Here is a 13413-nt window from a genome sequence, read left to right on the forward strand (position 1 = left end):
AATATTAAGATGAGCTTTCCTCAAAATGCGCCATAGTTTCTGGGTGTGCTGTCTGAATCAACAAGGCCTTCTTCCTGAAAAAACGTAAAAAGCCAGCGTCTCCCATCCGGGAACCATTAATTCCCGATTCTTTAAAGGAATTCTTTTCGGCATCGTATACTTTGTTTGTCAAACTACCATCATTGATACTGATGGCACCAGCTTCAATATGGGAGGCAATTTCAATAGCTTTATCTCTGTCTTTTGAGAAAACGGAAGCCGACAAACCAAAAATACTGTCATTGGCCCAATCCAAAGCCTGCTCTTCCGTACTAAATGACATGATAGGAATGAGAGGTCCAAACGTTTCATCAACCATCACATCCATATCGTGATTCACGTCGGTTAATACAGTAGGGGCGCACCATAGTCCCCCATTGATGTTTTCTACTTTTCCACCAGTCAAAACCTTTGCGCCTTTTGATACCGCATCGTCAATTTGTTCTTGAATTTTTTCAGCCTGTTTTTCAAATATAAGTGGACCCATTTGTCCTTCATCAGGGTTTGTTGTCAAGGTAACAGCCGTTGCTTTCTTCACAATCTGTTCCACAAAACTATCATAGATATTTTCATGAACATAAATACGTTCCAACGATTGACAAGCTTGTCCTGTGGCTCCTACACAACTTCTCAATACGGCATCTGTTGCCACTTCCAAATCGGCATCTTCTAAAACAATTGCTGGGTCTTTTCCACCCAATTCCAAAAAGGCAGGTATAAAACGCTCAGCACAAGCCGCTCCAATTTTCTTACCTGTTGGCACGCTACCCGTAAAGCAAATAGCATCAGAATTATTCACAACAGCCTTACCAGCTTCTGCCCCACCACGCACCAGTTTTAATACCGCCGCCAATTCAGGAACTGCAGCAATGCTCTTCTCTAGTCCGTCCATAAAACGGGGTGTAACTTCACTCGGTTTCAGCAATACACCACAACCTGCAAGTAAGGCAGGAATGGTATCGATTAAGGCTAATAGTAATGGAAAATTCCAAGGACTAATAACGCCTACTACACCATAAGGCACCCATTGTTGTCCGATTTGAACAGTCGTAGCCGAGGCGGAAGGTCGTTCTGCTGGCGGATTATATAACTGTGGCCCACGATAGCTCCATGCCTGCATCAAACCAATGATACCACCAGTCTCAACTTTGGCAATTCTTTTTCGTGCGGTATCAATCGCCAACTGTTCGGCAATTTCGGTTTGAAATTCCGTAAAACTCCCCAACCATTTTTGGAGTACCGAAACACGCTCACGAATAGTACGCTTGTGCCATGTCTTATGTGCTGAACGGATTTCCTGTGCTTTCTTTTCAACCACTTCGGGAGCATCTTCAACCAACTCATAATCATATTCCCCCGTTCTCGGATTTCGTACCTTCATATTGTTACTTCTAAAATTAGTTAATAAAGTTAACTATTATTTCGGATAAACTGGCTTAGTTTCATTAAAATTAGTTAACTTAGTTAACTAATTTTGAAAGCGATTGATTCTTTATGAATGTAAGCAAAATTATACTCGAAGAACAGGGGCTTCGCGACGGATTTCAAACTCTTGAGCAAGTTATTCCAACGGAAAAAAAGTTGGAATATGTTGACCGCTTGGTTGCTGCTGGCGTCAAACGCATTCAAGTTGCATCCTTTGTTCACCCAAGATTGGTACCTCAAATGGCAGATGCGGAGGCAGTCTGCGAACAATTGAATAAGAAAGAAGGTGTCATTTATAGCGGTTTGGTCTTAAATTTAAAAGGTGTGGTAAGAGGCATTACTGCTGGACTAGACCATTTGGCTTGTTCAATTTCCGCGAGCAATACGCACAGTCAGAAAAACGCTCGCTTGACCCTAGACGAAGCAAAAAGTGCCTTCAAAGAAATGGTACAACTTTCCAAATCCAATGGAATTACTGTTCGAGGTGGTATTCAATGTGCTTTCGGATGTCGTTATGAAGGTCATATTGACGCAGACCATGTTCTAGATATGGTAGACCATCATCTGGATACGGGAATCGATGAATTGGCGCTAGCTGACTCTACAGGAATGGGCAATCCCAAACAACTGCGTGATTTGATGCAAAAAGTTGTGGGAAAAGCGGGGGACATTCCTGTGATTCTGCACTTACATAACACTGAAAATAAAGGATATTCTAATTTCTATGCAGCAACCGAAGCTGGAGTACGAATTTTTGATACTGCTTTTGGCGGTCTTGGCGGGTGTCCCTTTATCAAAAGCGCCACCGGCAATATCGCGACGGAAGATACGGCCCACACTGCACATCAGATGGGATACGAAACCGGATTGGATATCCATAAAATAGCCGAAATAAGTAGAGAATTGGAAACGACATTGGGACACAAACTTCCCGGACAGTTGTACCAATTAGTTGATAAAGATGATATTAAGATGATTTAATGGGACAGACAATTTCAGAAAAAATTATATCGAACCATGTTGGCAAAAAAGTATATGCCGGCGAACTCGTCGTTAGTGAAGTAGATGGTTGTATGGCAAGTGACACTACTGGTCCTTTGACTATCAAAGCCTTTCATGAAATGGGTGGAAAAAAAGTTTTTAATCCGGATAAGTGTGCGTTGATTATTGACCATGCTGCACCATCACCTAACGAAAGAATTGCCAATTTGCATAAAATGATGCGTGACTTTGCGAAAGAACAGGGCATGCGTTTGTTTGAAATTGGAGAGGGTATTTGTCACCAAGTAATGGTCGAAAACGCCTATGTAAAACCAGGAGACATTTTTATCGGTGCGGATTCACATACGCCAACCTATGGAGCCTTAAATGCCTTTGCATGCGGAGTGGGTTCTACGGATTTAGCCGCGACTATGATGACCGGAAAAATATGGCTGAAAGTTCCGCAGACCATTCAAATCAATTGTTCTGGGAAATTGCAAGAAGGTGTGACCGCAAAAGATTTGATTCTGTTTTTAGTTGGAAAAGTAACCGTTTCAGGAGCTACTTATCAAGCTATTGAATTTACAGGAGAAGCGTTTGAAGGACTGAGCTTGGCAAGCCGAATGACCATTGCAAATATGTCATCCGAAATGGGGGCGAAAACAGGAATCGTTCATCCAAAAGGGTTGGAACTGAATTATGATTTTGAAGCGATTACTCCTGATGAAGATGCCAATTATATTAAAACTTTTGATTTCGATGTCTCAGGATTGGAGCCACAAGTAAGTGCGCCAGAATCTCCAGATAATGTGCATAACATTTCCAATTATGAAGGCACCAAAATCAACTATGCTTTTATAGGCACATGTTGTAATGGAAGATTAGAGGATTTGGACATTGCCGCAGAAATTTTAAAGGGAAAGAAAATACATCCCGATGTGCGGATGGTAATTGCTCCAGCATCGCAGAGCGTTTTGTTAGATGCCATAAGTAACGGCACGATGACTACTTTAATTGAAGCAGGAGCGTCATTAATTACCTCAGGTTGCGGCCCCTGCGTAGGAACGCATCAAGGCGTTCCTGCTGATGGCGAAGTTGTGATATCGGCAGCAAATCGGAATTTCAGAGGAAGAATGGGGAATCCGAATTCCAACATTTACTTGGGCGCGCCTTCAACAGTTGCGGCATCCGCTTTAGAAGGACAAATTGTGAATCCTAAAAAATACTTGGTGTAAGATGAGTGAAGTACAAACAAATATCAAAGCAAAGGCGCATGTGTACGGAGACCATATAGACACAGACCGTATCATCCCAGGAAAATATACCAAAACATTGGACATGACTACTTTGGCCAATCATGTTTTGGAAGATTTAGACCCTAATTTCAATAAGATTGTACAACAAGGAGACATTCTGGTTGCTGGCATCAATTTTGGTTGTGGTTCTTCCAGAGAACAAGCGCCCTTAGCTTTAAAAAAGTCAGGAGTTTCTGTGGTTGTCGCCAAGGATTTTGCGCGTATCTTTTTTAGAAATGCGATCAATATCGGACTTCCCGTATTAGAAATCGCAGACCATAACATTCAAAAAGGAGCCGAGCTCGATATTGATTTAAAGGAAGGAAATGTAAAAGATTTAACGGCAGGTGTTACTTATACTGCTACCAAACTTCCGGATATTATGATTAATATTTTAGCAGAAGGCGGCTTGGTAAATTATCTAACCAAATATGGAGATTACTCCCTTTAATCATGAGCAGAATTGCGCCAATTTCAGATTATCAAACTAGTGAATTAGCCCCACTGTTTGAACAAGCCGAAAAATGGATGGGCTTTCAGCCCAACGATGGATTGCTCATGGCGCACAAACCCAACCTCCTAATTTCCTTTTTTAGTTTGGCCAAAGCAGTTTATGACGAAGGCTACGTAGACCAAGGTTTAAAGCGAATGATTGGACATATTGCAAGCCTTTCCGCAGGATGTGAATATTGTAGTGCCCATACAGCCTTTAGTGCTGAAAAAAATGGCGTTTCCGAGGAAAAAATGAAGTCCATTTGGAATTTTCAAACCTCATCCTTGTTTTCCAAAAGAGAAAAAGCAGCCCTAAATCTAGCATTGAAATCGAGCATGGTGCCTAATCAGGTTAAGGAGGTAGATTTTACAGAATTAAAGAAACATTTTAGTGATGCGGCCATAGTAGAAATTATGGGCGTAATTTCTCTCTTTGGATTTCTTAACCGATGGAACAGTACCTTCAAAACTGAATTGGAAGTGCAACCAAAAAAAGCATACGAATCTATCAAAACAACTGAAAATGCATAGTGCCCCACTAAAAGGTTTAAAAGTATTAGAATTCACACATGCCGTAATGGGCCCTTGTACTGGTTTGTTGTTGGCCGATATGGGTGCGGACGTCGTTCATATTGAACCTACAAAAGGAGACAATACCCGGAGGTTAAAGGGTTTTGGTACAGGATATTTTTGGTTTTACAATCGTAATAAAAAGAGTTTGGCGGTTGATTTGAAATCGGAGGAAGGTATTCAACTGATTTATGATTTAGTGAAGGAATATGACATTGTTGTTGAGAATTTTGGCCCAGGTACGATGGACAGACTTGGTCTAGGCTACGAAAAACTCAAAACTCTAAATAATAAACTTATATACTGTTCATTAAAAGGATTTTTAAGTGGTCCTTACGAGAAAAGACATGCCATGGATGAAGTTGTTCAAATGATGGGCGGCCTTGCATATATGACCGGTCGTGAGGGAGACCCTCTGCGCGCCGGGACTTCCGTCATTGATATCACGGGCGGAATGTTTGGTTACATCGGTATTCTTCAAGCCCTTTATGAACGTGAAAAAACAGGTGAGGGTGGCTTCGTAAAATCGGCGCTTTTTGAAACCTGTGCTTTCTTGATGGGTCAGCATATGGCCTATGCTTCACAGATAGATTATGAGATTCCACCAATGCCCTCCCGTGTAAGCGCATGGTCTATTTACAAAGTGTTTGACACTAAAGATGATAGTAAAGTTTTCGTAGGTATCATTAGTGAAAAACACTGGGCCAGATTATGTGAGGTATTTGATTGGAGTGATTGGAGCAGCGATGGACGTCTTGAAACGAACAACAAACGTATCGATGAACGAGATTGGTTTTTGCCAGCACTTGATGAACGATTTAAAGCCTTTACAAAACAAGAAATCATCAACCGATGTGATAAAGGTCATATTCCGTTTGCCCCAATTAGTCAGCCCGAAGATTTGTTCGACGATGTTCAACTTAACGAAGGAGATAGTCTTTTGAATGTAACCATGCCGGATGGAAAAAAAACAAAACTTCCTAAATTTCCATTGGAATATAAAGGAACCCGTTCAGGCATTCGTATGGATCCTCCCAAAATCGGAGAACACACCGCAGAAGTTTTAAAAGAATTGAATATTGATGATGATGCCATTGCGAAAATGGTCGCTGCAGGAATTATAAAAACGGAGTAATTATCTAAATTAAACACCGAAAAATGAGGTTTCTGGTTATTTTATTATGCTTTATGGTAAATGCTTCGCTATTATCCCAAGAACCAAATGTAAAGGAACGTGATATTTTAAAGCAAATTGAACATCTTCGCACTGCACATTTGAATAGTGATGTAGACTTGGCTTCTGAATTGTATCACTCTCAATTGATACTGACTTCACAAAGTGGCAAAAAATATAAAAAGGATGTCGCACTAGTAAATATCAAAAACACTTTTGAAAGCTATGAAAGTTCAGACATCGAATTCGTGTATATTTCGGATGATGTCGTATTGACCAATTACATCAATGAACGCAAGTACAAGGATTATGACAAAGGTAAATTTCGTTTGACTGTGGTATGGACAAAACATGAAGATGCTTGGAAAATCATCTCCATGCAGTCTTCAAAAATAAGGGAACCAAAAAAGTAATATACTATGCGCCCTATTATTCAAATCGATGAACTATTCACACTACGCGATGCTAAAAATCTTATCATCGTTTACGCCAGTAGCGGTGCCGATGCTTTTTCAAAATATCAAGCAAAGCATTTAGATGGTTCGCTCTTTTTAGATTTAAATAAAGACCTTTCTGAAATACCTGAAGATGCATCGAAAGGCGGAAGACATCCTTTACCAAAAATTGAAAATTTTGCTAAGACTATTTCCGTTTTAGGAATATCTCCGGAAAGTCATGTCGTAATTTATGACGACAAAGGTGGAGCTAATGCTTCCGCTCGATTTTGGTGGATGCTCAGAGCAATTGGGCACGAAAAGGTTCAGGTTTTGAACGGAGGAATTCAAGAAGCTGAAAAACAAAAATTCCCTATAAATTCTGAAAGTGTACAACCGCATTCTACAGCAGCCTATCCGGTCATTACATGGAAGCTTCCCATGGCTGAAATTAAGGAAGTTGAAAGAGTTTCCCAAGATGCAGAACATATGGTTGTTGATGTTCGTACAACACCCAGATACAATGGAGAGTTTGAACCGCTTGACCTAGTTGCAGGACATATACCTGGAGCAGTCAATACCCCCTTTACCGAGAATTTAGATAATTCGGGACTATTCAAATCCCCTCAAGAATTAAAAGAAAAATACAACCAATTGTTTGGCGATGTTCCAGAAGAAAATAGGATATTTCATTGTGGTTCAGGTGTAACCGCTTGCCATTCACTTTTGGCTATAGCCTATGCCGGATTGGAAATTCCAAAACTCTACGTAGGCTCTTGGAGCGAATGGAGCAGAAACGATAAGGCAATCGCCACTGAACTTAAAAAGTAGCATATAGATGAAAGGAACAAAAATGCAAACCACTGATAAAACAGCCAAAGAACTTTATTTTGAAGTAAAAGCGAACCCGGCACGAAAACGATTTGGATTTGGTAAAAAAGCAGCTTTGGTAAATATTGATATTCAAAAAGCATACACAAGAACCGACCTTTTTAAAACGGCCTATGAAGCCGACCCAAAACAACTGGATTATGTAAACGAACTAGCCGCTAAATTTAGAGTTTTAGGTTGGCCTGTAGTTTGGACAAACGTTGCCTATATGGATACAGCGGCCGATGCAGGTATTTGGGGAACACGAACAGATACACCGGATAGCCTACAAAACATCAAATTCGGCTCAGAGCGTTCCGAGTTAGATGACCGCTTGATTTTAGACCGTTCTACAGATGTTTTTTACGAAAAGAAAATGCCTTCTCCCTTTTTTGAAACACCCCTTCAATCGCTTTTGGTTTGGCATCAAGTTGACACGGTAATTTTGACTGGTGGTTCAACTTCAGGTTGTGTTCGCGCTGCTGGTGTAGATTCGCTTTCGAGAGGATATCGGACCATCATTCCTGAAGAATGTGTTGCCGACAAACATGAGAGTTATCACTATGCCAACTTGACTGATTTATCTTTGAAGTATTGTGATGTTATGGAAGTAAAAGAAGTTCTTAGTTGGTTAAACAATCAATGATTTATGAAAGAAGATCCAGGATATTATGATTATTGGCCCTACGAAAATCGACCAAAGATTGAATGGCCCAATGGTGCCAAAGTCGCTTTTTGGGTAGCTCCCAATATCGAGTTTTATGAATTAAATCCACCTGACAATCCGTTTCGAAAACCTTGGCCTCAGCCTTGTCCGGCTTTGCCTGGATATACTTCTCGCGATTGGGGAAACCGAGTTGGTCATGTACGTCAAATGGAACTGCTTGAAAAATATGGTATTCGAGGTTCCATCTCTTTATCGACGGCTTTATGTGACCATCATCCTGAAATTATTAAGATGAGTAAAGAGCGTGATTGGGAATTCTTCAGTCATGGTATTTACAACACTCGCTATACGTATGGAATGACCGAAGCTCAAGAACGGAAAATGATTAAAGATTCTATCGAAACCATCTATAAACATACGGGGCAAAAGTGTGCTGGATATCTTGCCCCTGCCCTTTCACATTCCGAAAACACGCTTGACCTTTTTGCAGAAGTAGGCACTGAACTTTTTGGAAATGAAGCAGGAATTTATTCCTGCGATTTATTCCATGATGACCAACCAACTCCGATTCATTTAAGAAGTGGGAAGAAGTTTGCTTCGATTCCATATTCCTTGGAAATGAACGATACTATTGCTTATTTGGTTCAAAAAATTACCCCAAGAAGATACGGCAAAGAACTCAAAGACAACTTTGACAGACTTTATGCCGAGGGTGCTCAAAGCGGAACGATAATGTGTATTCCCACCCATAACTATCAGGTAAGCAATGCCCATAGAATAAAGGCGTATGAAGAGGCGCTCGAATACATTACCGGGCATTCCGATGTTTGGGTAACCACCGGAAAAGAAATCGCACAGTACTTTTTAGACAATTATTATGATGACTCGTTAGCAGATATCGAAACTAAAAACAAGAAATATGGCAACGCTTAATGACGACTATTTACAATACCCTGAGCGTTCGTATGGAATGGACCATGACCGTTACGAGTGGTCAATGCTGCAAGATAGAAAAGCAGTGCAATGGCCAGACGGAAAGAAAGTAGCGCTTTGGGTCAATGTGGGATTACAATTTTTCCCCTTAAACCAAAAGGGGATTCCGTTTAAAGTTCCTGGTGGAATGACAAAACCTTATCCTGATTTAAGGCATTACAGTTTGCGCGACTATGGCAATCGGGTAGGTATTTATCGATTTTTAAAGGCTTTTGATACATACAACATTACGCCCACCTTTGCCATGAATACCAGGTTGGCAGAACGCATTCCGTATTTAGTTAATACTATCAAAGAACGTGGCGATGAAATCATGTGTCATGGTTGGGATATGGATAAGTTGCACTATGGTGGACAAGATGTATCTGAAGAAAAAGAACTTATCAAAAAATCCTTAGAAACACTTAGAAAACTAACGGGGCAAGATATCACCGGATGGATAAGTCCCGCTAAAAATGAATCTGAGAATACTCCAGACTTACTTTCTGAAAATGGCATCAATTACTTCTGTGATTGGGTAAACGATGATATGCCGTATGATTTTAAAACTAAAAATGGGGCTTTAACAGCCATGCCATTACCCACCGAATTGGATGACTATTTTATTATCAACAACAATTTACATTCTTCAGAGGACTGGGCCGACCAGATAGAAGATGCATTTGAATTCTTATTAAAAGAAAGTAATACCGGTGGTGGACGCATATTGGCCTTAAATATTCATCCATGGGTATTAGGGCAACCTCATCGTATTCAGTATCTTGAACGTGTTCTCGAAAAGTTGGGCGGCCATCCTGATGTTTGGTCTACCTCAGCAACGAGCATCGTCAATGTTTGGAAAAGCCAAAAGTAAACAGATACTAAATGACCGAATTCTTATCAGCTTACATTCCTACCATTCTCCAAATTCTCCTTTTTTTGGTAATGTTTGGCATGGGAATGACGTTGACTATTCCTGATTTTACAAGAGTCGGTATAGCACCAAAAGCAGTTTTCACAGGTTTGGTGAATCAAATTGTTTTGGTACCTTTAATCGCCTACGGCATTGTGTTATTAATACCCATGGAACCCATGATTGCTATGGGATTGATGGTATGCGCCTGCAGTCCGGGCGGAGCGGTTTCGAATTTGTTCTCCTATTTATCAAAAGGAGATACTGCACTTTCAATTACCTTAACCGCAATTAGTAGCATCATAACCATTTTCACGATTCCATTGATTATCAATTTTTCTTTGGATGCCATACTTGGGGAAGCTTCCAAAAGCATTCAATTACCATTAGGAAAGACCATATTCAATATTTTCAAGCTAACGGCTTTACCTGTTTTCTTAGGAATGTTTATAAACTACAAATTTCCAGCTACAGCGGAAAAAAGTAAGCCGGCCATTAAATGGGGTTCAATTACCGTTATTGTGCTAGCATTAATTTTTATGGTTTTGAAACTAGAAGAAATCGGAGACAGTTGGTCTTTTCTGAAAGCTACATTTTTGAGTGTTGTGTTGCTTAACTTCTTCACGTTGGGTATTGGTTTTTTCAGTGCAAAATCCCTTAAATTATCGACCAAGCAATCAGCTACTATTTCAATAGAAAGCGGCATGCAAAATAATGTTCTAGGAATGACCCTAGCGATGTCTCCTGGATTATTGAATAGTCCTGAAATGGCTGCGACACCAGGTGTCTATGGTGTTGTTATGAGTGTTTTCGCCATTGGGGTAATTTACATTTACAAGACAATGATAGTTAAAGAAGAAAAGGCATGAATCTTTATTTAGAAAACAAATTATTTTTAGTAGGAGGCGCGACAAGCGGACTTGGAAAAGCCATTTTGGAGCAGTTAATTTCCGAGGGAGCCAAGATTATCGCTATCGCTCGAACCCAAGAAAAATTGGAAGCTTTGCAAAGCACTAATTCTGCAATTGAAATTGTTGCTGGCGACCTGTCTGAAGAAGCAGTTTTGGACTCAGTTTTACAGCAGGTTGGCAATCGCATTTTGACTGGTGCCGTCATTAATTCCGGAGGTCCACCCGCAATGCCCGTTATGGAAGCTACTCTTTCTGACTGGGATGAAGCTTATAAATCAGTTGTTCGATGGAAGATCGCTTTGACCCAAGCCCTGCTTCCTAAAATGATTGATGGCGGCTATGGCAGATTGTTATATATAGAAAGTGTATCGACAAAGCAGCCCGTGGAAAATCTCGTTTTGAGCAATGCAATGCGATTAGCAGTAACTGGGTATGTAAAAACACTTTCTCAAGAAATCGGAAGTTCAGGAGTTACCTTAAACATACTGGGTCCAGGATACCATGCAACACAACGTATGGAAAATCTGTTCGCAAAAAACAGTGAATTAAAAGGCATTCCGGAGGAAGAGATTCGAAAAACATTTTCTGACCAAACGGCTGTAAAGCAAATCGGAAAACCTGAAGATTTTGCTTCTTTGGCTGCTTGGCTACTTTCACCAATGAGTGGTTATATAACAGGTCAAACCATCACGATGGACGGGGGTCTAGTGAAAGGTATTATGGGTTAAGGGAGTTAGGAGAAAAATAAATTTTTGAACTTGAGCTTGATTCTTGAGCTTGATTCTTGAGCTTGAACTTGAACTTGAATTTCTAATGCATACTCGCACCTCCATTTACATGAATGCATTGCCCAGTCAAATGAGAAGCTCCATCACTGAGTAAAAATAAAATTACTGAACTAACCTCTTCAGGTTTCGCTATACTTCCCAAAGGAACCATTTGCATATACCGCTCTTTATCAAAACGCGTAGAACCATCTTCCTTATAAATAAAATTAGTATCAACGGCTCCCGGAGCTACTGTATTTACCCTGACTTCAGGCGCTAATTCCGCGGCTAAGGTTTTACTAAAACTAATAACGGAGGCTTTTCCCGCGCTATAGGGTCCATAATTTTTTTGCCCAATAAAGGCAAGTCCGGATGACATGTTTACAATCGATGAATCAGGTGTTATTTTCAACAGTGAAGCAAAAGCTTTGCAAGAGTTAAAACAACTCTTAAAACTAATGTCATAGGTTTCATTCCATTCGTCTGCATTCAAACTCTCTATAGATTTAAATTGACGAATCGTACCTGAAAGATTTACCAACGAATTGAGATGAGAAGTATGGTTTTGGATAGTCTTGACCATCTCAACCATTTCCTTTTCTTCAAGAGGGTTTGCTCTGAAATAAAAATAGTTTTCTATTATTGGAAATCTGGATTCCTTCTGGATATCCACCCCAAAAACCATGGCCTTCGCTTCTAAAAGTTGTTTGATAAGTTCTTGCCCAATACCACTATTAGCACCGATTAATACTACGAAAGATTTGTCTGCCTGATACTTTGCTTTAATCATCTTATTTTTTATCAACTTCAAAATTTTCAGAATACCAGTCCGTTAAATAGGTTTGAATGGTTTCCGCAGTTTCTTGAGGGTTATTTTCAACAAGGTCTTGCCACGCTACTAAGAGGTGATTCCCGTTCGATTGCACTTCTGGCGGAGTACTAGTTGACTTCTTATACACTAATTGTATTTCTTCCTGAACATTAATTTCTGAAGTATCAATTGTTTCTACGCCAAATTCAGTTGCTTTTTCATTCATAAAAGCAACCATTTTTTCTGTGCGTTCGGTTGCATCTCCTTCAATCATAAAACCCTGAATGTGGTCCTCAAAATCATGAGCTAAAAGTTGGTCAACATATTTAGTTATAATGCTATTATTCCATCGAAAGATAGTCGTCGGTACTTTTAACTGTTGCACGTATTGTCCACGTTCGTGCTGAAATGCCAATTTGTAGGCTATGTCATAAGTGCTACCTGCCCTCAAATAATCCATGGCTATCATTTGTAAAACAAAATCTGGCATTTGAGGTCGATTTAGGGCGTATTCTTCAGTTGTGAAACACCATGGAAAATACTGAAACAATTGCGAAACAATCGTCCAGATTTGAGTGAGATGACCCCCGTCTAATTTCGGGGTTAAATCGGGAAAGTAATGCTCCAAAATCTTATCTGACAAAGCATCATCGAAATGAGCTGAGTTATCAAGAAAAATATGGGAAACCACCTCAGGATATTCCAAACCGTAGCGAACAGCCAATTGCGCTCCTGTCGCCGAACCATAAATAGCTGGTTTTTTAAGACCCATTTTTTTTAAAGCTTTGTATAAGAATGCGGTATAGTTCGATAGGTGGGTGGGACTCTCGATTAAGGCATCAGATTGACCATATCCAGGAGTATCGACACAGTAAACGGTATAGTGCAATGCCAATTGGCGCGCCAAAGGAATTAACGACAGACTACTACTCGGCGAAGGATGTAGCATAAGTAATGCCGGCCCCTTGCCCATTGTATAAAAATGAAGTTTTTGATTGTCGATTTCTACAAAATTGCTCATATTATCTCTGGAAGTTTTAAATAATTAGTTAATATAGTTAATTATTTATAATATTAACTAATTTTGAGTAC

15 protein-coding genes are annotated in these 13413 nt (G+C 40.0%); 12 read left to right on the forward strand and 3 right to left on the reverse strand.

Translation table 11 applies throughout. From position 1 onward, the window contains the following. Positions 1 to 4: 4 nt before the first annotated feature. Entirely contained in the window at positions 5 to 1420 is a 1416-nt protein-coding gene (locus tag FEE95_RS04235) for an aldehyde dehydrogenase family protein (RefSeq protein ID WP_138656578.1), read from the reverse strand. Between the two features lie 113 nt (positions 1421 to 1533). Here FEE95_RS04235 and FEE95_RS04240 point away from each other — a divergent pair, with 113 nt between their 5' ends. Genes FEE95_RS04240 through FEE95_RS04295 form a run of 12 tightly spaced genes read left to right on the forward strand, consistent with a single transcriptional unit; the run spans position 1534 to position 11471 of the window. Beyond that, entirely contained in the window at positions 1534 to 2445 is a 912-nt protein-coding gene (locus FEE95_RS04240) for a hydroxymethylglutaryl-CoA lyase (protein ID WP_138656579.1), read from the forward strand. Then, complete coding sequence (locus FEE95_RS04245) at positions 2445 to 3680, forward strand: 3-isopropylmalate dehydratase large subunit (RefSeq protein WP_138656580.1); 1236 nt, start codon at positions 2445 to 2447, stop codon at positions 3678 to 3680. The genes FEE95_RS04240 and FEE95_RS04245 overlap by 1 nt, the downstream gene beginning before the upstream one ends. A gap of 1 nt (position 3681) precedes the next feature. Next, entirely contained in the window at positions 3682 to 4191 is a 510-nt protein-coding gene (locus FEE95_RS04250; protein WP_138656581.1) for a 3-isopropylmalate dehydratase small subunit, read from the forward strand. Positions 4192 to 4193: 2 nt separating this feature from the next. Further along, positions 4194 to 4763 (forward strand): carboxymuconolactone decarboxylase family protein, encoded by a 570-nt coding sequence (locus FEE95_RS04255; protein WP_138656582.1) that lies wholly within the window; start codon positions 4194 to 4196, stop codon positions 4761 to 4763. Further along, the gene (locus tag FEE95_RS04260) at positions 4756 to 5937 is read left to right on the forward strand and encodes a CaiB/BaiF CoA transferase family protein (RefSeq protein WP_138656583.1); all 1182 of its coding nucleotides are present in this window, start codon (positions 4756 to 4758) and stop codon (positions 5935 to 5937) included. The genes FEE95_RS04255 and FEE95_RS04260 overlap by 8 nt, the downstream gene beginning before the upstream one ends. A 23-nt stretch (positions 5938 to 5960) precedes the next feature. Further along, positions 5961 to 6389: a nuclear transport factor 2 family protein gene (locus FEE95_RS04265; protein WP_138656584.1), complete on the forward strand. Its 429-nt coding sequence runs from the start codon at positions 5961 to 5963 to the stop codon at positions 6387 to 6389. Between the two features lie 6 nt (positions 6390 to 6395). After that, positions 6396 to 7241 carry a sulfurtransferase gene (locus FEE95_RS04270; RefSeq protein ID WP_138656585.1) on the forward strand — a complete coding sequence of 282 codons (846 nt, stop codon included), beginning with the start codon at positions 6396 to 6398 and terminating at the stop codon, positions 7239 to 7241. A 7-nt stretch (positions 7242 to 7248) separates the two neighbouring features. Further along, positions 7249 to 7926, forward strand: a complete 678-nt coding sequence (locus FEE95_RS04275; RefSeq protein ID WP_212748418.1) for an isochorismatase family protein — start codon at positions 7249 to 7251, stop codon at positions 7924 to 7926. A 3-nt stretch (positions 7927 to 7929) separates the two neighbouring features. Then, positions 7930 to 8880 (forward strand): polysaccharide deacetylase family protein, encoded by a 951-nt coding sequence (locus FEE95_RS04280; RefSeq protein WP_138656586.1) that lies wholly within the window; start codon positions 7930 to 7932, stop codon positions 8878 to 8880. Then, the gene (locus FEE95_RS04285; RefSeq protein ID WP_138656587.1) at positions 8867 to 9793 is read left to right on the forward strand and encodes a polysaccharide deacetylase family protein; all 927 of its coding nucleotides are present in this window, start codon (positions 8867 to 8869) and stop codon (positions 9791 to 9793) included. The genes FEE95_RS04280 and FEE95_RS04285 overlap by 14 nt, the downstream gene beginning before the upstream one ends. Before the next feature lie 11 nt (positions 9794 to 9804). Continuing rightward, positions 9805 to 10701 carry a bile acid:sodium symporter family protein gene (locus tag FEE95_RS04290; RefSeq protein WP_138656588.1) on the forward strand — a complete coding sequence of 299 codons (897 nt, stop codon included), beginning with the start codon at positions 9805 to 9807 and terminating at the stop codon, positions 10699 to 10701. After that, a complete protein-coding gene (locus FEE95_RS04295; protein ID WP_138656589.1) occupies positions 10698 to 11471 on the forward strand; it encodes an SDR family oxidoreductase in 774 nt (257 codons plus the stop codon). The genes FEE95_RS04290 and FEE95_RS04295 overlap by 4 nt, the downstream gene beginning before the upstream one ends. 82 nt (positions 11472 to 11553) lie before the next feature. On the opposite strand, the gene FEE95_RS04300 is transcribed toward FEE95_RS04295, so the two are convergent. Together FEE95_RS04300 and FEE95_RS04305 are read right to left on the reverse strand one after the other, a co-directional pair. Further along, the gene (locus FEE95_RS04300) at positions 11554 to 12300 is read right to left on the reverse strand and encodes an SDR family NAD(P)-dependent oxidoreductase (protein ID WP_138656590.1); all 747 of its coding nucleotides are present in this window, start codon (positions 12298 to 12300) and stop codon (positions 11554 to 11556) included. 1 nt (position 12301) lies between these two features. After that, the gene (locus tag FEE95_RS04305) at positions 12302 to 13342 is read right to left on the reverse strand and encodes an alpha/beta hydrolase (RefSeq protein ID WP_138656591.1); all 1041 of its coding nucleotides are present in this window, start codon (positions 13340 to 13342) and stop codon (positions 12302 to 12304) included. Between the last annotated feature and the right edge of the window lie 71 nt (positions 13343 to 13413).

Source organism: Maribacter algarum (ex Zhang et al. 2020) (assembly GCF_005885635.1).
Classification (GTDB): Bacteria; Bacteroidota; Bacteroidia; order Flavobacteriales; family Flavobacteriaceae; genus Maribacter_C; species Maribacter_C algarum.